Raw genomic sequence first — 22042 nt, 5'->3', positions numbered from 1 at the left:
GCGGCCTCGATCGTCGCGTTCCGCTCGTCCTCGGTCGTCACTGCCAGCCGTTGCACCCGCCTATCGTGCCAGTCGGGCCGTCGTGAAGCGCGGCCGACCTGCCAGATCCCGGTGGTCGAGGATCTCCACCCAGTGGCCGGTGACGGCAAACACCTCCGGCGCCGACGCGCCCTGGAGGTCGGCGTGCTCGGCTCCCACGACTCCCCCGGGCTTGAGCAGCCTGCTGGCGCGCTGTGCGAGGACCCGCATCGCGTCGAGGCCGTCGTCGCCGGAGAACAGAGCCAGGTGCGGGTCGTGGTCGCGCGCCTCGACGGCGACCGACTCCCAGGCCTCGAGCGGGATGTATGGCGGGTTGCAGACCACGACGTCGACGGTGCCGAGCAGGTCGTCGAACGCGTCCGCCATGTCGCCCTGCCGCAGGTCGACACCCGTGCCCGCCAGGTTGCGCTCTGCCCACGTGTGGGCGTCCACGTCGAGCTCGACGGCGTGCACGTCCGCGCCCGGGACCTCGTCCGCGATCGCCTTGGCGATGGCACCCGAGCCCGTGCACAGGTCGACCACGACCGGCCGCGTCAGCGACGAGGCGTGCTCGATGGCCCAGCCTGCGAGCAGCTCGGTCTCCGGGCGCGGGGTGAACACGCCGGGGCCCACCGCCAGCTCGACGTGCCGGAAGAACGCGGACCCGGTCAGGTGCTGCAGCGGCTCGCGCGCCGCCCGGCGGGCCACCAGGGCCTCGAAGCGGACTCCGAGCTCCTCGGTCACGGTCTCGACGCGGAAGAGGTCGCGGCGCTCGATGCCGTGCACGTGCGCCAGCAGCTGCGCTGCGTCGTGCTCCGGACTGGCGACACCGGCGTCGCGGAGACGCTCGACCGCAGTGGCCAGGGCGACGCTGCGGCGTACGCCGATCACGACTCGAGGGCCTCGAGCCGTGCCGCGAGATCGGCGTCGACACAGGACTGGAGGACGGGCCCGAGGGCGCCGTCGAGGACGGTGTCGAGGTTGTAGGACTTGTAGCCGGTCCGGTGGTCGGAGATCCGGTTCTCTGCGTAGTTGTAGGTGCGGATCCGCTCGGAGCGGTCGACGGTGCGGATCTGGCTCTTGCGCGCGGCACTGGCCTGGGCGTTGGCCTCCTCCTCGGCCGCCGCCAGCAGCCGGGCGCGCAGGATCCGCATCGCGGACTCCTTGTTCTGCAGCTGGCTCTTCTCGTTCTGGCAGCTCGCCACGATGCCCGTCGGCACGTGGGTGATGCGCACGGCCGAGTCGGTCGTGTTGACGCTCTGCCCACCGGGCCCTGAGGACCGATAGACGTCGATGCGAAGGTCAGCGTCGTGGATCTCGACGTCGACGTCCTCCGCCTCGGGCATGACCAGGACACCCGCGGCGCTGGTGTGGACCCGCCCCTGCGACTCGGTCACCGGGACCCGCTGGACGCGGTGCACGCCACCTTCGAACTTCAGCAGTGCGTAGGGCGCCTCACCGGGCTCACTCACCCCGCGGGCCTTCACCGCGACCGTCACCGACTTGTAGCCGCCGAGGTCGGACTCGGTGGCGTCGAGGACCTCGGTCTGCCAGCCACGCTGCTCGGCGAAGCGGGTGTACATCCGCAGCAGGTCGCCCGCGAACAGCGCGGACTCCTCACCGCCCTCCCCCGACTTGACCTCCAGCAACGCATCTGAACTGTCGGTCTCCTCGCGCGGGACCAACAGGTGCCGGAGCCGCTCCTGGGTCTTGTCCCGCTGTGCTGCAAGCTCGTCGGCCTCGGCGGCGAAGGCAGCATCCTCGGCGGCCAGCTCACGCGCGGCCTCGATGTCCTCGCCCAGCTGGATCCAGGCGCGCCACGTGTTGACGATGGCCGTCAGCTCGGCGTAGCGCTGGTTGAGGCGCTTCGCCAGACGCTGGTCGGCGTGCGTCTCCGGCTCGCCGAGCCGGCTCTCGAGTGCAGCATGCTCCGCGACGAGCCCTTCGACAGCCTCGAACACAGCGTCTCCTAGGTAGAACCGTTGCCGGGACAGACGACGAGGCGCCGGCCGCTCGCAGTGCGAGCAACCGGCGCCTCGGTCTGACTACTTGGTCTCGGCGCTCTCAGCCGGCTTGGCGGCCGACTTCTTGGCGTAGCGAGCCTCGAAGCGGGCGACGCGGCCGCCGGTGTCGAGGATCTTCTGCTTGCCGGTGTAGAACGGGTGGCACTGCGAGCAGACGTCGGCCTTCAGCGTGCCGGAGGTCGCAGTGCTGCGCGTGGTGAAGCTTGCACCGCAGGTGCAGGTGACCTGGGTCTCCACGTATGCGGGGTGGATGTCCTTCTTCATGGGGTGTCGTCCTTTCAAACGATGCACCGGGTCGCCGTCGCGTGGATGCGCAGGCGTGAACCGGGGCCAGCACTCAAGTGTGCCACTGCGGTCAACGGCGGCGCGAATCCAGACTGCTCAGGAACGAGATGTTGTTCTGGGCCTTGCCGAGCCGGGTGAGGACGTCGCGAACGGCGGCCACCCGGTCCCCGGACATGCTGGCCCGCAGCGATGCGACGATCCCGACCTCCTGCTCGCTGGAGAGGAGCGCATCGTGCCGGGTGCCCGAGGCGACGAAGTCGATCGCCGGGAAGACCCCCTGCTCGGCCAGCTCCCGGCTCAGGCGCAGCTCCATGTTCGCCGTACCCCCGAACTCCTCGAAGATGGCGGCGTCGGTGGCCGAGCCCGTCTCGACGAGCAGGGTCGCCAGGACGGTCAGCGAGCCCCCGCCCTCGACGTTGCGCGCGGCGCCGAAGAGTCGCTTGGGCGGGTGTACGGCGGCGGCGTCGACGCCCCCGGCCAGGGTCCGGCCGCTGGGCGGCACCGACAGGTTGTAGGCACGCCCCAGGCTGGTCAGCGAGTCGAGCAGCAGGACCACGTCGTGCCCGAGCTCCACGAGGCGCTTGGCCCGCTCGATGGCCAGCTCGGCCACCATCGTGTGGTCGCCGGCGGGTCGGTCGAAGGTGGAGGCGATCACCTCGCCCTTGATCTCGCGCTGGAAGTCGGTGACCTCCTCGGGGCGCGCGTCGAGCAGGACCACCATCAGGTGGGCGTCGGGGTCGTTGCGCGAGATGGACTGGGCGATGGAGCGGAGCACGGTGGTGCGGCCCGTCTTCGGCGGCGCGATCAGCAGGCCGCGCTGGCCCTTGCCGATCGGGGCGGCGATGTCGATGGCACGCCCCACCAGCTCGGTCGTCGTGGTCTCCTGGCGCAGCCGCTCGGTGGGGTGCACCGGTGTGAACGTCTCGAAGTCGAGCCGCTCGCGAGCGGCCTCCGGGTCGGTGCCGTTGACGCTGTCGATGCGCACCATGGGGTTGAACTTCTCCTTGCGCTCGCCCTCCCTGGGCTGGCGCACCTGCCCCACGACGGCGTCGCCGCGACGGAGCCCGAACTTGCGCACCATCGACAGCGAGAGATAGACGTCATCGGTCCCGGGCAGATAGCCCGAGGTCCGGACGAACGCGTAGTTGTCGAGGACGTCGAGGATGCCGGCTGCGGGCACCAGGACGTCGTCCTCCAGCACCGTGGTGTCCGGCTCGTTGCGATCGCCGCCCAGCGGACGGACCCCCTGACGGTCGCGGTCGCGATCACGGCCCCGGCGGCGGCGGTTGCGGCGGCTGCCGCCCTCACCGTCGTCGTCGTGGTCGGCCGGCCGCTGCTCGGTCCTGCCCTGCTGGCCCTGCTGCTTGTCGCCCTGCTTGCCCTGCTGGTCCGGCTGCTTGTCGCCCTGCTTGCCCTGTTGCTCCGGCTGCGACTTGCCCTGTTGCTCCGGCTGCGACTTGCCCTGCTGCTTGTCAGCCTGCTGACCCTGCTGGCGGTTCCGGGTCCGCTGTCGCGACTGACCCTCGTCCGAGGTGTCCCCACCCGGCCCGCCGTCGCCCCCACGATCGGGCTCGGTCCTGGACTCCGACTCAGGTTTGGCCGTGGCCTCGCTGGCCGAGGACTCGGCCTTGGGCTGGTTGCGGGTCCTGGTCCGGACCACCGGCGCGGACTGCGCGGCCTGCGGCTGGCCGTCGCGCTGGGTCTCGCGCTCGGTCTCGCGCGCCGTCTCGGTCCGGGCCTCGCGCGGTGCAGTGGGCTCGGTCCTGGGCTCCGGGGTGGCCTCGGCCTTGGCCGGCCTGGCCCCGCCCTGCGCGCTCTTGATCGCGTCGACGAGCTGGGCCTTCTTCATCGATCCCGCGCCAGCAATGCCCAGCCCACCGGCCATCGACTTGAGGTCGGCGAGCAGCATGGAGCTGAGACCGCCCTTCTTGGCGGGCTTCTTGGCGGTCGGGGAGTCAGTTGATTCAGTCACGTGGGTCCAAGTCGGGTTGTGGCGCCGACGCCATGGAGTCGGGCGGCGCGTGTCGTCAGGACAAAGATCCGGCCACCAACGGGTGAGAGCGCGAGAGGTGCCCGCACCGGAGGGCCTGAGCCTAGCGGCTGTCTTCTGGGCCGAGGACGACGCCCGCGGCCTCGATGTCGAGCTCGTGGCAGGCCCAGCCCGCGGGCACCCGCCCGGCCAGGTCCAGATGGTTGCCGCCCGAGAAGGCCAGCACCGTCGGACCCGCGCCGCTGATCACCGCGGCGATGCCCTCGGCGCGCAGCGCATGCATCAGGGCGAGCGACTCCGGCATGGCGGGCGTCCGCTGCTCCTGGTGCAGGAAGTCGCGAGTGGCGGCGAACAGGTGTTCCGGGCGTCCGGCCAGGGCTGCGACGAGCAGCGCGGCCCGACCTGAGTTGGCAGCCGCCTCGGCATGTGGAACGGCGTCGGGGAGCAGTCCCCGCGCGACCTCGGTCGCCACCGGCGTGGGCGGCACGAAGACCACGGCGCGCACGCGGGGATCGACACCGGCCGGCACGGCGTACCACTGCCCTCCCTCCTGCCCGGAGATGACGAAGCCGCCGTAGAACGCGGGCGCCACGTTGTCGGGGTGCCCCTCGAGCTCTGCAGCCAGACGGAACAGCGCATCGTCGTCGAGCAGCAGCTGGCCGCCCGCGACCAGCGCACGCGCGAGCGCGAGGCCCGCCACGATCGCCGCAGACGACGAGCCCAGACCGCGGCTGTGCGGGATGACGTTGTGGCAGCGCAGCCTGAGGCCCGGAGGATCGGCCTCCATCTCCGCGAACGCAGCTCGCATCGCGCGAACCACGAGGTGCGACTCGTCGCGCGGCACGTCGTCCGCACCGGCCCCCTCGACCTCGACGACCAGTCCGGCGGCGGTCACCTGCGCCTCGAGCGAGTCGCGCAGCGACAGGGCCAGGCCCAGGGAGTCGAAGCCCGGACCGAGGTTGGCCGAGGTGGCGGGAACGGTGACGTGCACCCGGCCACTGACGAACGTGGCCATCCTCAGGCGAGACCGGCCGCGGCCGCGGCCGCTTCCACGTCGGCATCGACGACCGTGTCGACGATGTCGGTGAAGGACTCGAGCGCCGTCGCAGTGTCCTTGAGCCCGTGCCCGGTGACGGTGATCGCCACCGTCCTGCCGGCATAGCTCTCCCCGGCAGCGAGCTCGGCGAGCAGTCCGGCGACGCCGGCCGCCGACGCCGGCTCGACGAAGACACCGTCGCGCCTGGCCAGCTCGGCCTGGGCGGCGAGGATCTGCGCGTCCGAGACCGCCGCGAAACGACCCTCCGATTCCTTGGCCGCCATCTCGGCCAGGTGCCACGAGGCCGGGTTGCCCACCCGGATCGCGGTGGCCTTCGTCTCGGGGTCGGGGAACGGCTCGCCCGTCACGAGGGGTGCGGCGCCCTCCGCCTGGAAGCCGCGCATGACCGGCAGCCGGCTGCTGCGTCCGAGGCCGGAGTACTGCTGGTAGCCCATCCAGTAGGCGGCGATGTTGCCGGCGTTGCCGACCGGCAGCAGGTGGTAGTCCGGGGCGTCGCCCAGGAAGTCGCAGATCTCGAACGAGGCCGTCTTCTGCCCCTGCAGCCGGACCGGGTTGACGGAGTTGACCAGCGCGACGGGGTAGTCGCGGGCCAGCCCGCGCGCGATGTCGAGGCAGTGGTCGAAGTTGCCGCGCACCATGATGATCTGCGCCCCGTGCACGACTGCCTGCGCCATCTTGCCCGCCGCGATCTTGCCCTCCGGGATGAGCACGAGCGGCTTCAGGCCGGCCTTGGCGGCGTATGCCGCCATCGACGCGGAGGTGTTGCCGGTCGACGCGCACACCACGGCCTGGTCGCCCTCGTGCTTGGCGACGGAGATGGCTGCGGTCATCCCCCGGTCCTTGAAGGAGCCGGTGGGGTTGTTGGCCTCGACCTTGAGCCACACCTCGGCACCCGTCAGGCCGCTCAGCCACTCCGAGTGCACCAGCGGGGTCCCGCCCTCGCGCAGCGTGACGGCCTGCAGCCCCTCGGGGAGGTCGAGCAGGTCGCGGTATTCCTCGATGACCCCCAACCATTGACGGCGCGGCCACTGTCCGTGGGTCGTGCTCATTCGTCGCCCCCTTCGACACGCATCACCGAGGTGACGTCACGCACGATGTCCATCCCGCGCAGCTGCTGCACGGTCGAGCTCAGCGCGGCATCCGTGGCGCCGTGGCTGACCACGACGAGCTGGGCATCGGCGCCACGGCCCTCCTGGCGGACGGTCTGGATCGAGACACCGTTGTCGGCGAAGGTCGTCGCGACCGCGGCGAGCACCCCTGAGCGGTCGTCGACGTCGAGCGCGACGTGGTAGCGGGTCCGGGTCTCCCCCATCGGCAGCACCGCACGATCGGCGTATGCCGACTCGCCGGCCCCGCGGGTGTCGGCGAGCCGGTTGCGCGCGACCGTGACCAGGTCACCGAGCACGGCGCTGGCAGTCGGCGAACCACCGGCGCCGGGACCGTAGAACATCAGCTGGCCGGCGGCCTCGGACTCCACGAAGACGGCGTTGTAGGCGCCGTGCACGCTGGCGAGCGGGTGGCTGCGCGGGATCATCGCAGGATGCACCCTCGCCGCGACCTGGTCGCCGCGGAGCTCGCAGATGGCCAGCAGCTTCACGACCGCGCCCATCTCGCGCGCGGACTGGACGTCGGCAGCGGTGACCTCGGAGATGCCTTCGCGATAGACGTCGGAGGCAGTCACCCGGGAGTGGAAGGCCAGGCTGGCCAGGATCGCGGCCTTGGCCGCGGCGTCGAAGCCCTCGACGTCGGCCGTGGGGTCCGCCTCGGCATACCCGAGGGCCTGGGCCTCCTCCAGCGCCTCGGAGAAGCCGCTGCCCGCGGTGTCCATCTTGTCGAGGATGAAGTTGGTGGTGCCGTTGACGATGCCGAGCACGCGGGTGACCTTGTCGCCGGCCAGGGACTCCCGCAGCGGACGCAGGATGGGGATGGCGCCGGCGACGGCCGCCTCGTAGTAGAGGTCGCGCTCGGCCTTGGTCGCAGCCTCGAACAGCGTCGGACCGTCCTCGGCGAGCAGCGCCTTGTTGGCCGTGACGACGCTGGCGCCGTTCTCCAGGGCGCTGAGGATCAGCGACCGGGCCGGCTCGATGCCGCCGATCACCTCGACCACCACGTCGACGTCGTCGCGGGCGACGAGCCCGGCCGCGTCCGTGGTCAGGAGGCCCTCGGGGACCTCGATGTCGCGGGGTGCGTCGAGTCGGCGTACGGCGACGCCCACGAGCTCGACCGGAGCTCCGACGCGTGCCGCCAGGTCGTCAGCCTGCTCGGTCAGCAGCCGGACGACCTGCGAACCGACGGACCCACAACCCAGCACTGCGACGTTCAGTCGCTTCTCTTCCATCACGCACCCACGTCTGTAGCCAACAGGTCGTCCTCAGTCTCCCTGCGCAGGACGACGGAAATCTTCCCGTCCCGCACAGCGATCACCGCAGGGCGCAGGACGTGGTTGTAGTTGGAGGCCATCGAGCGGCAGTAGGCACCTGTTCCGGGCACGGCCAGGAGGTCGCCAGGGGCCACGTCGGCGGGGAGGAACTCGTCCTTCACGACGATGTCGCCGGCCTCGCAGTGCTTGCCGACGACCCGGGACAGGACAGCCGGCGCGTCCGAGCGCCGCGACGCCAAGGTCGCGGAGTAGTCCGCGTCATACAGGGCGGTGCGGATGTTGTCGCTCATCCCGCCGTCGACCGAGACGTAGGCCCTCACCTGCCCGCCGTCCAGTGCGACCTCCTTGACGGTGCCGACGGTGTAGACGGTGCACATGGACGGGCCGACGATGGCACGACCGGGCTCGATGCTCAGCCGGGGCTCGGCGATGCCGAGCGCCTTGCACTCGTGCTCGACGATCTTGGACATCTCTCCGGCCAGCTGCGCGGGGTCACTGGGGTCGTCCTGCGTCGTGTAGGCGATGCCGAAACCCCCGCCGAGGTCCATCTCCGGCATGTCGACGCCGATCTCCTCGCTCACCCGGGCGTGCAGGGCCAGCACCCGACGAGCGGCGACCTCGAAGCCCGAGGAGTCGAAGATCTGGCTGCCGATGTGGCTGTGCAGCCCGAGGAGCTCCAGTCCGGCGGCATCATGCACCCGGCGTGCGGCCTCGAAGGCGTCACCGCTCGTGATCGAGAACCCGAACTTCTGGTCCTCGTGCGCGGTGGCGATGTATTCGTGGGTGTGGGCCTCGACGCCGGCAGTGACGCGGATCATCACCCGGGCGGTCCGGCCGCCGGCGGCGGTGAGTCGCTCGAGCCGCTCGATCTCGTGGAACGAGTCGACGATGATCCTGCCGACACCGAGGTGGAGGGCCCGGGCCAGCTCGGACTCGGTCTTGTTGTTGCCGTGATAGCCCACACGCTCCATCGGGAACCCCGCGCGCTGCGCCACGCTGAGCTCCCCGCCGGAGCAGACGTCGAGGTGCAGGCCCTCCTCGTCGAGCCAGCGCACCGTGGTGGTGGACAGGAAGGCCTTGCCGGCATAGAAGACGTCGTAGGTGTCGAAGGCCTGCTTGAACGCCCGGGCTCGGGACCGGAAGTCCACCTCGTCCAGGACATAGGCCGGGCTGCCCTCCTGGCGGACGAGGTCGGTCACCGCCACTCCGCCGACACTGAGGACTCCCCCGTCCTTCTCGGCCGTCGTCGACCACAGCAGCGGCACGATCTCGTTGGCATCGGTGGGCTGGCGCAGCCAGGACGGTCCCCGCAGCGCGCCGTCCGCGTGCGCCCAGCCGGACGGGTGCGACGTGGGCACGTCCTCACATCCTCTCGGGAGCGGTCACGCCGAGCAGCCCGAGCCCGTTGGCCAGGACGATGCGTGTCGCGTCCACCAGTAGGAGACGGGCCCGGTGCAGGTCGCTCGTCTCCTCGTCGCCGCGGGGCAGGACCCGGCAGCTGTCGTAGAAGCGGTGGTAGGTGCCGGCCAGGCCCTCGAGGTAGCGGGCGACGCGGTGGGGCTCACGCAGCTCGGCGGCCGCCTTGACCACCCGCGGGAACTCCGCCAGCGACCGGAGCAGCTCGCCCTCCTTCTCGTGGGCGAGCAGGGCGGGGTGGGAGGTCGCCTCGACGCCGAGGTCGGCCGCGTTGCGCATCAGGCTCGACACCCGGGCGTGGGCGTATTGCACGGTGTAGACCGGGTTGTCGTTGCTGGCCCTGGACCAGAGGTCCAGGTCGATGTCGATCGGGCTGTCGGAGTGGTAGCGGGCCAGGGCGTAGCGGGAGGCATCCACGCCGATGGCCTCGACCAGGTCGTCGATCGTGACCACGGTCCCGGCGCGCTTCGACATCCGCAGCGGCTCGCCGTCTCGCAGGAGGTTGACCATCTGGCCGATCAGGATCTCGAGGTTGACGTGGGGCTGGTCGCCGAACGCCGCACACATCGCCATCATCCGGGCGACGTAGCCGTGGTGGTCGGCCCCGAGCATGATGAAGCAGCGGTCGAAGCCGCGCTCCCTCTTGTCGAGGTAGTAGGCCAGGTCTCCCGACAGGTAGGCACCCTTGCCGTCGGACTTGATGATGACCCGGTCCTTGTCGTCGCCGAACTTCTCGGTCGCCAGCCAGGTGGCGCCGTCCTCGACATAGGTGTTGCCGAGCTCGGTGAGCCGCTCGATCGCTCGACCGACGGCTCCGCTCCGGTGCAGGTCGTCCTCGTGGAAGAAGACGTCGAAGTCCACGCCGAAGTCGTGGAGCGACTGCTTGATCTCGGCGAACATCATGTCCACGCCGACCTCGCGGAAGACCTCCCTGGCCGCCTCGTCGTCGAGCTCGAGCACCTCCGGCCGCTTCTCGACGACCGCAGCAGCGATGTCGTGGATGTACTGCCCGCCGTACCCGTCCTCGGGGACCGGCCGCTGACGAGCGCTCGCCAGCAGCGAGCCGCTGAACCGGTCGATCTGGGCCCCGTGGTCGTTGAAGTAGTACTCCCGGGTGACGTCGGCGCCGGTCATCGTGAAGATGCGACCGAGGGCGTCGCCGACGGCCGCCCACCTGACGCCACCCAGGTGCAGGGGGCCGGTCGGGTTGGCCGAGACGAACTCGAGGTTGATCCTCTCCCCGGCGAAGGCGTCCGAGGCGCCATACGTCTCGCCTGCGCTGACGATGTCGGCGGCAACCGTCCCTTGGGCTCCCGCGTCGACGGTGATGTTGAGGAAGCCGGGCCCGGCGACCTCCACCCCCGCCACACCTTCGGCGTCGCCCAGCCGCGCCGCCACCAGCTCGGCGAAGGCCCGCGGGTTGGAGCCCGCCTTCTTCGCCAGCTGCAGGGCGACGTTGGTGGCGTAGTCGCCGTGACCCTTCTGGCGGGGTCGCTCCACCGTCACCGTGCTGGGCAGGCCGTCGGCGAGCGACAGCGCCCCCTCGGCCTGCAGGGCCGCCAGGGTGTCGACGATGATGCGCGATAGATCCTCAGGAGTCACCGGCGAAGCCTATCCGCGGGCACCGGTTTCACTCGCGTCGATATCAGCGGCTAGTCTTCCCACGCTGCGTCGCTGTGCGGGGCATGCCTCCGTAGCTCAGGGGATAGAGCACTGGTTTCCGGTACCAGGTGCCGCAGGTTCGAATCCTGCCGGAGGCACACTCGTTCTTTCCGGTCCACCGACCAGGACGTTTGCGTCCTGGTGTGAGGATCGTGCTCCTAGCAGCCCTTCAGGGTGGCGTCGCGACGCGCGTCGTCACCGAGCCGTCGCGCCTGGGCGACGTCCGGGAAGACCACGCTCTGGCCGGCCGCTGATCCGATCCGGCCACGGATCACGCAGGTGGTGATCCGGGCGGGCTCGACCTGGGCCACCGCCTGGGCCAGGACGTAGAGGTCGGCCGGTCCGACGTTGGTCGACATGTGCTTGAGCACGGTCATCACCCCCCGCTCGATGAAGCCGGGCCGGTCGGCCTGCGACCTGATGCGCGCGTGGATGCCGCGCAGCGTCCGCTGCTGGTTGGCCGAGCGGTCGAAGTCGCCCCCGGCCAGGCCCTTGCGGATGCGGGAGAACGCCATCGCGTCATAGCCACCGAGGCGGATCCGGCCCGGCCGGAACCCGTCCTTCTTGAGGTAGGGGTCGCTGAAGGCCCGCGGGTTGTCGACCTCGATGCCGCCGATCGAGTCCACCATGTCCTCGAAGAACGGGAAGCGGGTGACCATGACGTATTCGGGGCGGATGCCGATCAGGCGGGTCATCGCCTCCGCCATGGCCTTGGGACCGCCGAAGTAGAGGGCGGAGTTGATCTTCTGCCGTCCGTGGCCGGGGAGGTCGACCCACGAGTCGCGCGGCACCCCGATCGCCGTGGCTGCGCGCGTGCGGGTGTTGATGCCGACGAGCTGGAGCGCGTCACCGCGGCTGCGCAGCATGTCCTGGCCGCGCCGGGCATCCGAGCCGACGGCCAGGATCCAGACGACGTCGGGTCCCACCGAGACCCCGCCTGCCTGCTGGATCTTGACCAGCTCGACGTCAGCAGGCTGGACCGATGCGTCGGGCACGACGAGTGCGGTCGCCGCCAGGACGCAGCCGAGCAGGCCGGTGCGCAGCCTGCGTCCGATGTGCAGGGGCAGGGGCCTCATCACATCCACCCCTTCGCGACGTCGTAGCCGAAGACCCGCCAGCCGGCCGGCCTGTGGACGAGGAACAGTCGACCGTTCATCCGCAGCCGCCCCTCCCGCTCGCCCGAGGTGCGCAGGCGCAGGTCGAACCGCGCCGTGACCGACCGCGCGCGGCCGTTCACGGCCAGCAGGTCGAGCCGCACCTTGCGCATGAGGGGGGTCACCGACTCGGCGCGCAGGTCGGCGCTGGTCATCAGGGCCCGGTCGAAGCGAGCACGACGCTGGGCTCCGGGGGTGAATCCCGCGAACACCCTGGTGGCATCGATGCGCGCGTGCCCGGTCGTGAGATAGGCCCGCTGCCACCAACGGTCGATGACCGCTTCCACCTGCTGGCGGACGGCCTTGCGCCGGGTGCCCGGCAGCCGGCCGATGACGTGGGCGACCTTGGCGTCGGTCTTCACCTCGGAGGGTATGGCGGCGCTCACCTGGCTCGCGCTGGCAGCGCCCGCGCGGGGCGTCCTGCCCGAGCGCGGCTCCTCGTCGCTGCTGCAGCCCGCGAGCAGCGCGCCGGGGACGACCAGGACGAGGAACGCGACCAGGGTGCGGGCGCGCGCCCGGGTCGGCAGGGGGCGACCCGAGGGGGAAGTAGGCATTGAGTCTCCAGAGGTGCGCATGTGGTGCTCGTGACACCTTCTCCCAAAGACCCCCTCCCGCCCTGCATTTGCGCGCGTGTGCGACTAGCCTTGACGACTGATCGCACATCCATCCCCCGTGCCCCATCCGGAAGAGGCGAAGCAAGCCGTGCCGCAGTCCCCCACCGATCAGTCCGGCAACTCAGGGGTTGCCCCGTCCTCCGACCTGGGAGCCAACGCCTGGCTCGTGGACGAGATGCGCGAGAGGTTCGCCGCGGATCCCGGCAGCGTGGGTGCCGAGTGGGCCGCCTACTTCAAGGGCTCGGAGAAGTCCTCGTCGACCGAACCGGCCAAGGATTCCGTCACGGATTCCGCCAAGGCCCCGGCCAAGGGGCCCGCGAAGGCCCCGGCCCAGGCGCCCGCGAAGTCATCGGCCGCGGAGCCTACCAAGGCACCGGCGACCAGTGACAACGGTTCGTCCCCCAACGCGGACACCACCAAGGCACCGGCCGCCCAGGCCAAGCCTCAGCCCGCCGCCGCGGCCGCGGAGCCGGCCCAGGGCACCAGCAGCCCGGTGGCCAAGGACCCGAAGCCGGCTGCTCCCGCCGAGGCCGGCGACGAGCCGACCTACACCGTGCTGCGCGGCATCCCGGCTGCGACCGCCAAGAACATGGACCTGTCCCTCAGCGTCCCCACCGCGACCTCGGTCCGCTCGCTGCCGGTCAAGCTGCTCTGGGACAACCGCACCGTCATCAACAACCACCTCGCTCGTGCGCGCGGCGGCAAGGTCTCCTTCACCCACCTGATCGGCTATGCGCTCGTCCAGGCACTCAAGGCGATGCCGGAGATGAACAACTCCTTCGCCGAGAAGGACGGCAAGCCCACCATGGTGGCGCCGGCGCACATCAACCTCGGCCTCGCCGTGGACCAGCAGAAGAAGGACGGCACCCGCCAGCTCGTCGTGCCCTCGATCAAGGGCTGCGAGTCGATGGACTTCGCCGGGTTCTGGACGGCCTACGAAGAGGTCATCCGCCGGGCCCGCGACAACAAGCTGACGATGGATGACTACTCCGGCACCACCATCAGCCTCACCAACGTGGGCGGCCTCGGCACCAGCCACTCGGTCCCGCGGCTGATGCCCGGTCAGGCCGCCATCATCGGCGTCGGAGCCATGGAATACCCCGCCGAGTGGCAGGGCGCCTCGGAGGAGGCACTCAACCGCAACGGCATCAGCAAGGTCATGACCATCACCTCGACGTACGACCACCGGGTCATCCAGGGTGCGCAGTCGGGTGAATACCTCAAGCGCGTGCATGCCCTGCTGCTCGGCGCCGACGACTTCTACGACGACATCTTCCGGTCGCTGCGCATCCCCTACGAGCCCATCCGCTGGGCCAAGGACGTCGTGGCCTCCCACGACGACGACATCGTCAAGCAGGCGCGCATCCTCGAGCTCATCCACGCCTACCGGGTGCGCGGTCACATGATGGCCGACACCGACCCGCTCGAATACCGCCAGCGCAGCCACCCCGACCTGGAGGTCGAGTCCCACGGCCTGACGTTGTGGGACCTCGACCGCGAGTTCGCGACCGGCTCCTTCGGTGGCGAGGGCCGCCGGTTCATGAAGCTGCGCAACATCCTGGGGATCCTCCGCGACTCCTACTGCCGCACCACCGGCATCGAATACATGCACATCATGGATCCCGACCAGCGCAAGTGGATCCAGCAGCGCGTGGAGCAGCCGCACACCAAGCCCCCGCGCGAGGAGCAGCTGCGCATCCTGCTCAAGCTCAACCAGGCCGAGGCGTTCGAGACGTTCCTGCAGACCAAGTTCGTCGGCCAGAAGCGCTTCTCCCTCGAGGGCGGCGAGACCACGATCCCGCTGATCGACGAGATCTGTGAGGCGGCAGCCGAGATCGGCCTCGACGAGGTCACGATCGGGATGGCCCACCGCGGCCGGCTCAACGTCCTGGCCAACATCGTCGGCAAGAAGTACAGCCAGATCTTCCGCGAGTTCGAGGGCAACATCGACCCGCGCACCGTGCAGGGCTCGGGCGACGTGAAGTACCACCTCGGCGCCGAGGGCGAGTTCGTCGCCGGCTCCGGCGACAAGATCAAGGTCTCCGTCGCTGCCAACCCCTCGCACCTCGAGGCGGTCGACCCGGTCCTGGAGGGCATCGCGCGCGCCAAGCAGGACGTGCTCAACCGGGGCGCCGAATACCCCGTCCTCCCGCTGCTCGTCCACGGTGACGCTGCCTTCGCCGGCCAGGGCGTCGTGGCCGAGACGCTCAACCTCTCGCAGCTGCGCGGCTATCGCACCGGCGGCACGATCCACGTCGTGGTCAACAACCAGGTCGGCTTCACCACCTCCCCCGGCTCCTCGCGGTCCTCGCTCTACTGCACCGACGTGGCCCGGATGGTCCAGGCTCCGATCTTCCACGTCAACGGCGACGACCCCGAAGCCTGCATCCGGGTGGCGCGCCTCGCCTTCGAATACCGCCAGGCATTCAACAAGGACGTGGTCATCGACCTGGTCTGCTACCGACGCCGCGGGCACAACGAGGGCGACGACCCCTCCTACACCCAGCCGTTGATGTATGACCTGATCGAGCAGAAGCGCTCGGTGCGCAAGCTCTACACCGAGTCCCTGATCGGCCGTGGCGACATCACCGTCGAGGAGGCCGAGCAGGTCCTCAAGGACTACCAGCAGCAGCTGGAGCGGGTCTTCACCGAGGTCCGCGAGGCCAGCAACGACACGGTCTCGGAGTGGACCACCGTCCCTGACTACCCCGACAAGCCGGCGGGTGAGTTCAGCACCGCTGTCGTCCCCGAGGTGCTCAAGCGGATCGCGGACGCCTACGTCACCCCACCCGACGGTTTCACCGTGCACCCGAAGGTGATGCCGCAGCTGCAGCGCCGGGCCAACGCCATCACCAGCGGACCGATCGACTGGGGCACGGGCGAGATCCTGGCGTTCGGCTCCCTGCTGATGGACGGTCGTCCCGTCCGGCTCGCCGGTCAGGACTCGCGGCGTGGCACCTTCGTGCAGCGGTTCGCCACCATCATCGACCGCACCAACGCCGACGAGTGGACCCCGCTGACCAACCTCACCGAGGACCAGGCGAAGTTCCACATCTATGACTCGCTGCTGTCCGAATATGCGGCGCTGGGCTTCGAATACGGCTACTCCGTGGCCCGGCCGGAGGCCCTGGTGCTGTGGGAGGCGCAGTTCGGCGACTTCGTCAACGGCGCCCAGACGATCATCGACGAGTTCATCTCCGCCGGTGAGACCAAGTGGCGCCAGCAGTCCGGTGTGGTGCTCCTGCTTCCGCACGGCTACGAGGGCCAGGGCCCCGACCACAGCTCGGCCCGCATCGAGCGGTTCCTCACGATGGCCGCCGAGGACGCGATGGTGGTCGCCCAGCCGTCGACCCCGGCCTCCTACTTCCACCTGCTGCGCCGGCACTCGCTCGGTGAGGAGCACCGTCCGTTGGTGGTCTTCACCCCCAAGTCGATGCTCAAGCGCAAGGAGGCCGCCTCCCAGCCGGACGACTTCGTCGGCGACACCACCTTCCGCTCGTTCATCGGCGACGAGTTGACCGACGCGTCGAAGGTCGAGACCCTCCTGCTCTGCTCGGGTCGCGTCACCTGGGACCTGATGGTGGAGCGCTCCAAGCGCGAGGACGGCGACAGCTTCGCCATCGGGCGGATCGAGTGCCTCTATCCACGACCGGTGGCGGACATCAAGGCGGAGATCGCGAAGTACCCCAACCTCAAGGCGATCCGCTGGGTGCAGGACGAGCCCCGCAACATGGGCCCGTGGCCGCACTACCAGCTCAACGTGTGGCCCGACCTCGACATCACGGTCGAGCCCGTCACCCGCACCGCCTCGGCGTCCCCGTCGGTCGGCACCATCAAGCGACACACCGAGGAGCAGAAGTCGCTCCTCGACCTCGCCTTCAGCCCACCCGCGTCCGCGACCGGGCGAGACTACTGAGCCACGGCGATGTATTTCACCGATCGGGGCCTGGAGGAGCTCGAGAGGCGGCGAGGTGACGAGGAGGTCACCTTGGCCTGGCTCGCCGAGCAGCTCCAGGCCTTCGTCGACACCTATCCCGAGTTCGAGACACCGGTCGAGCGCTTCGCCACCTGGCTGGCGCGCCTCGACGACCCGGAGGACTGAGCCGGGAGCTCAGGCGTCGTCCTCGCTGGCGCGACGGACCGAGTCACCGATCTCGAAGAGCTCGGTGGCCAGGCCACCGACGACTCCGGCGATGTCCCGCACGGCGTGGGTGAGGATGGTGGACACCTGCCCGACGGTGGTGGCGGTGGCGACCACGGTGTCCTGGACTGCGTCCTTGCCGATCTCGAGCTTGCTCAACCGCGTCATGCCCTCAGTCTCACGTGGCCGCAGGTCCCTCGGCAACCGGCCCGAACCGGGCTGGATACGATCGACGGCGTGAGCGAGATGGCGCCGTCGCGCGCCGAGCGCAAGGAGCAGACCCGGACGGCCATCCTCGAAGCCGCCCTGCGGCTGACCGTCGACTCGAGCCTGGTCGCGATCTCGCTGCGCCAGGTCGCCAAGGAGGTCGGCATCGTCCCGACCGCGTTCTATCGTCACTTCGACTCCATCGAGTCACTCGGCGTGGCGCTGGTCGACGAGAGCTTCATCCCGCTCCGGGCGCTGCTCCGCGACGTATGGCGACAGGCACCCCAGCTCACCGACCTCGTCGACGGCTCGCTGTCCGTGGTCGCGGTCGACGTGCGCAGGCACGCAGCGAGCTATGCGTTCATCGTCCGCGAGCGCTCGGCAGGACCGCCGCGGGTGCGGGCAGCGGTCCGCCACGAGATCGAGCTGATCAGCCAGGAGCTCGCTGCGGACGTCAGTGGGCTGCAGGGCAGCGAGGCACTCTCGGCCAAGGACCTCGAGCTCGTCGCCGACCTGATCGTGTCGTTCGTGGTGACCACGGTCGAGCGCCTGACCGAGGATCCCGCAGCCGAGGTGCAGATCCTGGCCAGGACCCGCACACAGATCCTGATGCTCCTCGTCGGGGCACTCAACTGGCGTTCGCGCGACTGAGTCCCGAAGAGTCCGCGACTCGCTCACGACGCCGTGTGCCAGAGTCTGCCCATGGGACTCGCTGCCGACCTCGGCTATCAGCACGGCCGGGCCAATCCGCTGCGACGCGGGGTGAGATGGCTGGGCGGCACCAAGGCGGGTGGCTGGCTCTTCTCACGCACCCTGCGGCACCTCGACACGGCCATCGCCCGGCTCTCGCGCGGGCGGCACAGCGCGCCCGGGCTGCTCACCGGGCTTGCGGTGCTCCAGGTGACGACGACCGGCCGCAAGTCCGGGCAACCTCGAAGCAGCCACCTCATCGCGACGCCGTACGGCGACACCCTGGCGCTGCTCGGCACCAACTTCGGACAGGCCGGCACCCCCGCGTGGGTCCTCAACCTCGAGGCCGACCCGCGAGCAGTCGTCACCTACCGCGGCGCGCGGGTGGACGCGGTGGCGCGACCGGCGACCCCCTCGGAGGCGGCTGAGATCTTCGAGATCGCGACCGGCTTCTATGCCGGCTACCGCAACTACCGCGAGCGGGTCGGCGCCCAGCGGCGGATCAGGGTGTTCGTGCTCGAAAGGGCCTGACCGTCACGTCGGGGAGCGTGGCGTCGGCGGGCAGGTCGAGCACGTGCAGGATCGTGCCGGCCACTGTCTGGGGACTGATCCACTCAGAAGCGTCGTAGTGGCGGCCCTCCTGCTCGTGGACCTTCTCCTGCATCGGGGTCGCCGTGCGGCTCGGGAAGAGCGACGTGACCCGGACGCCGTGCTCGGCCTCCTCCGCCCGGAGAGCGTCCGCGAAGGCTCGCAGCCCGGCCTTGGAGGCGGCATAGGCCGACCAGTCGGCGCTCGCCGAGAGACCGGAGGTGGAGTTGACGAAGACGACGCTGCCTCCGCCCTGCCGCAGGTGGGGCAGCAGCTCACGCGTCAGGACGGCCGGTGCGGTCAGGTTGACCGCGAGCTGCTCCTCGAGGTCGACGAGCCTCAGCCTCGAGACGGGCGCGAGCTCGACAACGCCTGCCGCGTGCACGAGCGAGTGCACGGGTCCGTCGACCTGGCGGCCCAGGCCGTTGAGGGTCCCGGGCTCCGCGAGGTCGGCGACGAGGACCTGCGCCTGCGGAAGCTCGACACACAGCGTCGCCGCCTTCTCCTCGTCGCGGGCGAGGAGCACCAACGCGTCGCCCCGCTCGGCCAGGGCTCGCGCCAGGGCCGCACCGATCCCCGAGGTGGCCCCCGTCAGGACGTGCGTCCGGACGGTGCTCATCGGGTCAGGACGAGCTTGCCGAAGACGTCACCTGCGGCCATGGCAGCGAAGGCGTCGTGTGCCTGCTCCATCGGCACGACCCGGTCGATCAGGGGACGCAGGCCGGATGCGTCGAGCAGGGTGACCAGCGAGGCGAGCTCGGAACGCGTGCCCATGGTGGACCCGATGACCTGCAGCTGGAGGAAGAAGATGCGGGTCAGCTCGGCGTCCTGGAGGTCGGGGCCACTGGTCGCGCCGCTGATGACGATCTTGCCGCCGGGGCGCAGGGCCCGGATCGAGTGCGACCAGGTCGCCCGGCCCACCGTCTCCATCACGGCATCCACCTTGACCGGAAGTCGTGCGCCCGACTCGAACACCTCGTGCGCGCCGATCTCCAGCGCCCGGTGGCGCTTGGACTCGTCGCGGCTGGTGGCGAACACCTTGAGGCCACCGGCGCGGGCGAGGGTGATCAGGGCGGTCGCGACGCCGCCACCGGCGCCCTGCACCAGGACCGTGTCGCCGGCCTTGAGCCCGCCCTGGGTGAACAGCATCCGGTAGGCGGTGAGCCATGCCGTCGGCAGGCAGGCTGCCTCCTCGAAGCTCATCGACGCAGGCTTCGCGATCACGTTGCTCCGGGGCACCACGACCTTGTCGGCGAAGGTGCCCTGGTGGCGCTCCGAGAGGAGCGACCGCTTGGGGTCGAGGGTCTCGTCACCCGACCAGGCGGGGTCGCTGATCACGGCGTGGACGACGACCTCGTTGCCCTCCTCGTCGAGACCCGCTGCGTCGCAACCCAGGATCATCGGGAGTGACTCCTGCTTGAGACCGACCCCGCGCAGCGACCACAGGTCGTGGTGGTTGAGGCTCGCAGCCTTGACCGTGACCGTGGTCCAGCCATCAGGCGCGACCGGGTCGGGTCGCTCGCCCACCACCAGGCCGGAGAGCGGGTCGTCGGAGGAGAAGGCGTCGGCATACACGGCGAACATGTGCCGACCCTAGCGAGCACCCCCGTCGAGCGCGCGAAGCACCCGGAGACCGACGAGGTCGACGCTGCGCGCCTGGTTGCTCAGCACGACGACCGCATCACCGCGCTCGGGCCGGAACCCGGCGAATGACCTGTAGCCGCCCGTCCCACCGTTGTGCCACCAGAGCAGGTGCGGCTTGTCGACGCGCATCCAGCCCAGGCCGACGGCGGGCGCACCATCAGCGCGACGGACCTGGGTGAGGCGGATCGTCTCACCGAGCGGGGTGTCGTCCGGACGCAGCTGGGCGGCGAGGAAGCGCAGGAGGTCGTCGGCGGTCGACCGGAGGGCGCCGGCGCCGGGCATTCCCGCCAGCGGCCAGGCCGGCGCCGCCCTGCCGCGCGCGCGGACGCCGGGCACCAGCCGCGAGCGCTGGACGGCGTCGAGACGCGCGTCGACGGTGGTGTCGACGAGGCCGAGGGGTTCACAGATGCGTACGGCGACGAGGTCCTCCCACGACCGGCCCGCGGCGTGCGCCATCGCAGCCCCGAGCACGCCAGCCCCCAGGTTGGAGTAGTGCATCTTGCCGGTGCCCGGCGTGCGCTTGAGCCTTGCGGCGCCGAGGGCCGTCAGGAGGGCTTCGGAGGTCAGGGCGGCGTAGGGGTCGCGGCCGCGCATCATGGCGATGGAACCGCCCACGATCGGCAACGGAGCGTTGGGGAGACCGGACGTGTGGGTCGCGAGGTGCTCCAGGGTGATCTCGACGCCGCTGAGCGTGGGCACCGTTGTCCCGGCCGGCAGCAGCTCGCGCACCGGGGTCGTCAGGGACCAGTCACCACGCACGACGCCGTCGGCGAGCAGGATCGCGTTGAAGGTCTTGGTGATCGAGCCGATCTCGAAGAGGCTCCGACCGTCGAGCGCCCCACCGTCGACCGAGCGACCCCGGACGAGGCTCTCTGTGCCGCGGCGCACCCCGACGACCAGACCGGCGCGTCGCCGTACGCCGCGTTCGACCTCGGCCTGGACATTCGATTCCCACTCCCCCATGGGGCCAAGCGTAGGAAACGGCCGGTCAGCGGCGCGCGACCCCGTCGGCGCGGGCCGCCGCTGCCACCGCGGAGCTGACGGCGCCGGGCACGCGCGGATCGAACGGCGAGGGGATGATCAGGTCCTCGGACAGGTCGTCGCCGACGAGGTCGGCCAGCGCTGTGGCTGCGGCCAGCTTCATGTTCTCGGTGATCGCCGTCGCGTGCACGTCGAAGGCACCGCGGAAGATGCCCGGGAACGCCAGGACGTTGTTGATCTGGTTGGGGAAGTCGGAGCGTCCGGTCGCGACCACGCGAGCATATTTGTGTGCGACGTCGGGGTGGACCTCGGGCGTGGGGTTGGCCAGGCCGAAGATGATCGCGTCCGGGGCCATCGTGGCCACGATCTCCTCAGGCACCGTGCCACCGGACACGCCGATGTAGACATCGGCGCCGGCCATGGCATCTGCCAGCGTCCCGCGGCGACCGAAGTTGTCGGCCGTCGCCGCGGCCAACGCAGCCTTGACGGGGGTGAGGTCGGACCGCTCGGAGTTGACGACGCCCTGGCGGTCGATGACGGCGAGGTCGCGGACACCCGCACCGAGGAGGATCTTCGCCACGGCGACGCCGGCAGCGCCTGCGCCGGAGATGACCACGCGGGTGCCGTCGGCGGTGCGGCCCGTGAGGCGCAGCGCATTGGTCAGGGCAGCCAGCGCGACCACCGCAGTGCCGTGCTGGTCGTCGTGGAAGACGGGGATGTCGAGGCTCGCCTTGAGACGCTCCTCGATCTCGAAGCACCGGGGCGCGGAGATGTCCTCGAGGTTGATGCCGCCGAAGCTGGGAGCGAGCCGCTGGACGGTCTCGATGATCTCCTCGACGTCGGTGGTGGCCAGGCAGATCGGCACCGCGTCCACGCCACCGAACTGCTTGAACAGCACGGCCTTGCCCTCCATCACTGGCATGGCGGCTGCGGGGCCGATGTCGCCGAGCCCCAGCACGGCGGTCCCGTCGGTGACGACGGCGACGGTGTTGGGCACCCAGGTGTAGTGCTGGGTCATGCTCGGGTCGGCCGCGATCGCCTCGCAGACGCGGGCGACGCCGGGCGTGTATGCCAGTGACAACTCGTCCCGGCCGGTCAGTGCGACCGTCGAGACCGTCTCCATCTTTCCGCCGACGTGCAGGTCGAAGACGGGGTCACCGGCGTGCGGGTGCAGCTCCGGTTCCATGACTC

The 22042-nt window shown here is 70.4% G+C and carries 20 protein-coding genes and 1 tRNA gene; 5 read left to right on the top strand and 16 right to left on the bottom strand.

Going from position 1 to position 22042, the window contains the following annotated elements; translation table 11 throughout:
- Positions 1 to 60 precede the first annotated feature (60 nt).
- The 9 genes from prmC to argS form a co-directional block, all read right to left on the bottom strand.
- Positions 61 to 906, bottom strand: a complete 846-nt coding sequence (gene prmC, locus G7071_RS11075) for a peptide chain release factor N(5)-glutamine methyltransferase (protein ID WP_166321054.1) — start codon at positions 904 to 906, stop codon at positions 61 to 63.
- Positions 906 to 1979, bottom strand: coding sequence for a peptide chain release factor 1 (prfA, locus tag G7071_RS11070; protein WP_166318576.1), 1074 nt, complete (start codon positions 1977 to 1979; stop codon positions 906 to 908). The genes prmC and prfA overlap by 1 nt, the downstream gene beginning before the upstream one ends.
- An 84-nt stretch (positions 1980 to 2063) precedes the next feature.
- Positions 2064 to 2306, bottom strand: coding sequence for a 50S ribosomal protein L31 (rpmE, locus tag G7071_RS11065; protein ID WP_166318573.1), 243 nt, complete (start codon positions 2304 to 2306; stop codon positions 2064 to 2066).
- A gap of 91 nt (positions 2307 to 2397) precedes the next feature.
- Positions 2398 to 4299, bottom strand: a complete 1902-nt coding sequence (rho, locus tag G7071_RS11060; protein ID WP_166318566.1) for a transcription termination factor Rho — start codon at positions 4297 to 4299, stop codon at positions 2398 to 2400.
- A gap of 121 nt (positions 4300 to 4420) precedes the next feature.
- The gene (gene thrB / locus G7071_RS11055) at positions 4421 to 5332 is read right to left on the bottom strand and encodes a homoserine kinase (protein ID WP_166318563.1); all 912 of its coding nucleotides are present in this window, start codon (positions 5330 to 5332) and stop codon (positions 4421 to 4423) included.
- Between the two features lie 2 nt (positions 5333 to 5334).
- The gene (gene thrC / locus G7071_RS11050; protein ID WP_166318560.1) at positions 5335 to 6423 is read right to left on the bottom strand and encodes a threonine synthase; all 1089 of its coding nucleotides are present in this window, start codon (positions 6421 to 6423) and stop codon (positions 5335 to 5337) included.
- Positions 6420 to 7712, bottom strand: coding sequence for a homoserine dehydrogenase (locus tag G7071_RS11045; protein ID WP_166318557.1), 1293 nt, complete (start codon positions 7710 to 7712; stop codon positions 6420 to 6422). Before G7071_RS11045 ends, thrC begins: the two co-directional genes overlap by 4 nt.
- A complete protein-coding gene (lysA, locus tag G7071_RS11040; protein ID WP_166318554.1) occupies positions 7712 to 9112 on the bottom strand; it encodes a diaminopimelate decarboxylase in 1401 nt (466 codons plus the stop codon). The genes G7071_RS11045 and lysA overlap by 1 nt, the downstream gene beginning before the upstream one ends.
- Before the next feature lie 4 nt (positions 9113 to 9116).
- Positions 9117 to 10772: an arginine--tRNA ligase gene (gene argS, locus G7071_RS11035; RefSeq protein WP_166318551.1), complete on the bottom strand. Its 1656-nt coding sequence runs from the start codon at positions 10770 to 10772 to the stop codon at positions 9117 to 9119.
- Between the two features lie 85 nt (positions 10773 to 10857).
- On the opposite strand from argS, the gene G7071_RS11030 reads away from it, so the two are divergent.
- A tRNA-Arg gene (locus G7071_RS11030) sits at positions 10858 to 10930 on the top strand.
- 60 nt (positions 10931 to 10990) lie between these two features.
- On the opposite strand, the gene G7071_RS11025 is transcribed toward G7071_RS11030, so the two are convergent.
- Together G7071_RS11025 and G7071_RS11020 are read right to left on the bottom strand one after the other, a co-directional pair.
- Positions 10991 to 11908, bottom strand: coding sequence for an LCP family protein (locus tag G7071_RS11025; protein ID WP_166318548.1), 918 nt, complete (start codon positions 11906 to 11908; stop codon positions 10991 to 10993).
- Positions 11908 to 12540 carry a hypothetical protein gene (locus tag G7071_RS11020; protein ID WP_166318545.1) on the bottom strand — a complete coding sequence of 211 codons (633 nt, stop codon included), beginning with the start codon at positions 12538 to 12540 and terminating at the stop codon, positions 11908 to 11910. Before G7071_RS11020 ends, G7071_RS11025 begins: the two co-directional genes overlap by 1 nt.
- Before the next feature lie 148 nt (positions 12541 to 12688).
- Here G7071_RS11020 and G7071_RS11015 point away from each other — a divergent pair, with 148 nt between their 5' ends.
- Entirely contained in the window at positions 12689 to 16516 is a 3828-nt protein-coding gene (locus G7071_RS11015; protein ID WP_166318542.1) for a multifunctional oxoglutarate decarboxylase/oxoglutarate dehydrogenase thiamine pyrophosphate-binding subunit/dihydrolipoyllysine-residue succinyltransferase subunit, read from the top strand.
- Positions 16517 to 16525: 9 nt separating this feature from the next.
- The gene (locus G7071_RS11010) at positions 16526 to 16702 is read left to right on the top strand and encodes a DUF6104 family protein (RefSeq protein WP_166318522.1); all 177 of its coding nucleotides are present in this window, start codon (positions 16526 to 16528) and stop codon (positions 16700 to 16702) included.
- A 9-nt stretch (positions 16703 to 16711) separates the two neighbouring features.
- Here the strand turns inward: G7071_RS11010 and G7071_RS11005 are convergent, their stop codons facing one another.
- A complete protein-coding gene (locus G7071_RS11005) occupies positions 16712 to 16909 on the bottom strand; it encodes a hypothetical protein (RefSeq protein WP_166318519.1) in 198 nt (65 codons plus the stop codon).
- A gap of 78 nt (positions 16910 to 16987) precedes the next feature.
- Here G7071_RS11005 and G7071_RS11000 point away from each other — a divergent pair, with 78 nt between their 5' ends.
- Complete coding sequence (locus G7071_RS11000; RefSeq protein ID WP_166321053.1) at positions 16988 to 17599, top strand: TetR family transcriptional regulator; 612 nt, start codon at positions 16988 to 16990, stop codon at positions 17597 to 17599.
- Between the two features lie 51 nt (positions 17600 to 17650).
- Positions 17651 to 18169, top strand: a complete 519-nt coding sequence (locus G7071_RS10995) for a nitroreductase family deazaflavin-dependent oxidoreductase (protein WP_166318516.1) — start codon at positions 17651 to 17653, stop codon at positions 18167 to 18169.
- Here the strand turns inward: G7071_RS10995 and G7071_RS10990 are convergent.
- From G7071_RS10990 to G7071_RS10975, 4 genes are read right to left on the bottom strand one after another with little or no spacing between them, the layout of a single operon-like run.
- Positions 18141 to 18845 carry an SDR family oxidoreductase gene (locus tag G7071_RS10990; RefSeq protein ID WP_166318513.1) on the bottom strand — a complete coding sequence of 235 codons (705 nt, stop codon included), beginning with the start codon at positions 18843 to 18845 and terminating at the stop codon, positions 18141 to 18143. The two genes, G7071_RS10995 and G7071_RS10990, sit on opposite strands and share 29 nt — an antisense overlap.
- Positions 18842 to 19810, bottom strand: coding sequence for a zinc-binding dehydrogenase (locus G7071_RS10985; RefSeq protein WP_166318510.1), 969 nt, complete (start codon positions 19808 to 19810; stop codon positions 18842 to 18844). Before G7071_RS10985 ends, G7071_RS10990 begins: the two co-directional genes overlap by 4 nt.
- A gap of 9 nt (positions 19811 to 19819) precedes the next feature.
- Complete coding sequence (locus G7071_RS10980; protein ID WP_166318507.1) at positions 19820 to 20833, bottom strand: serine hydrolase domain-containing protein; 1014 nt, start codon at positions 20831 to 20833, stop codon at positions 19820 to 19822.
- 25 nt (positions 20834 to 20858) lie between these two features.
- Positions 20859 to 22037 carry an NAD(P)-dependent malic enzyme gene (locus G7071_RS10975; protein WP_166318504.1) on the bottom strand — a complete coding sequence of 393 codons (1179 nt, stop codon included), beginning with the start codon at positions 22035 to 22037 and terminating at the stop codon, positions 20859 to 20861.
- Between the last annotated feature and the right edge of the window lie 5 nt (positions 22038 to 22042).

The organism is Nocardioides piscis (genome assembly GCF_011300215.1).
GTDB classification, from domain to species: Bacteria; Actinomycetota; Actinomycetes; order Propionibacteriales; family Nocardioidaceae; genus Nocardioides; species Nocardioides piscis.
Note: the sequence above shows the minus strand (reverse complement) of the source record. Positions and strands in the feature narration are given on the sequence as shown.

What these genes read in the sequence shown, in the direction of transcription:
- G7071_RS10985 (WP_166318510.1), bottom strand. Translation starts at nt 19,810, where the DNA reads ATGTTCGCCGTGTATGCCGACGCCTTCTCCTCCGACGACCCGCTCTCC.
- G7071_RS11005 (WP_166318519.1), bottom strand. Translation starts at nt 16,909, where the DNA reads ATGACGCGGTTGAGCAAGCTCGAGATCGGCAAGGACGCAGTCCAGGAC.
- G7071_RS11020 (WP_166318545.1), bottom strand. Translation starts at nt 12,540, where the DNA reads ATGCCTACTTCCCCCTCGGGTCGCCCCCTGCCGACCCGGGCGCGCGCC.
- G7071_RS11025 (WP_166318548.1), bottom strand. Translation starts at nt 11,908, where the DNA reads ATGAGGCCCCTGCCCCTGCACATCGGACGCAGGCTGCGCACCGGCCTG.
- G7071_RS11045 (WP_166318557.1), bottom strand. Translation starts at nt 7,712, where the DNA reads ATGGAAGAGAAGCGACTGAACGTCGCAGTGCTGGGTTGTGGGTCCGTC.
- G7071_RS10995 (WP_166318516.1), top strand. Translation starts at nt 17,651, where the DNA reads ATGGGACTCGCTGCCGACCTCGGCTATCAGCACGGCCGGGCCAATCCG.
- G7071_RS10975 (WP_166318504.1), bottom strand. Translation starts at nt 22,037, where the DNA reads ATGGAACCGGAGCTGCACCCGCACGCCGGTGACCCCGTCTTCGACCTG.
- thrB (WP_166318563.1), bottom strand. Translation starts at nt 5,332, where the DNA reads ATGGCCACGTTCGTCAGTGGCCGGGTGCACGTCACCGTTCCCGCCACC.
- G7071_RS10980 (WP_166318507.1), bottom strand. Translation starts at nt 20,833, where the DNA reads ATGGGGGAGTGGGAATCGAATGTCCAGGCCGAGGTCGAACGCGGCGTA.
- thrC (WP_166318560.1), bottom strand. Translation starts at nt 6,423, where the DNA reads ATGAGCACGACCCACGGACAGTGGCCGCGCCGTCAATGGTTGGGGGTC.
- rpmE (WP_166318573.1), bottom strand. Translation starts at nt 2,306, where the DNA reads ATGAAGAAGGACATCCACCCCGCATACGTGGAGACCCAGGTCACCTGC.
- G7071_RS10990 (WP_166318513.1), bottom strand. Translation starts at nt 18,845, where the DNA reads ATGAGCACCGTCCGGACGCACGTCCTGACGGGGGCCACCTCGGGGATC.
- G7071_RS11000 (WP_166321053.1), top strand. Translation starts at nt 16,988, where the DNA reads ATGGCGCCGTCGCGCGCCGAGCGCAAGGAGCAGACCCGGACGGCCATC.
- G7071_RS11010 (WP_166318522.1), top strand. Translation starts at nt 16,526, where the DNA reads ATGTATTTCACCGATCGGGGCCTGGAGGAGCTCGAGAGGCGGCGAGGT.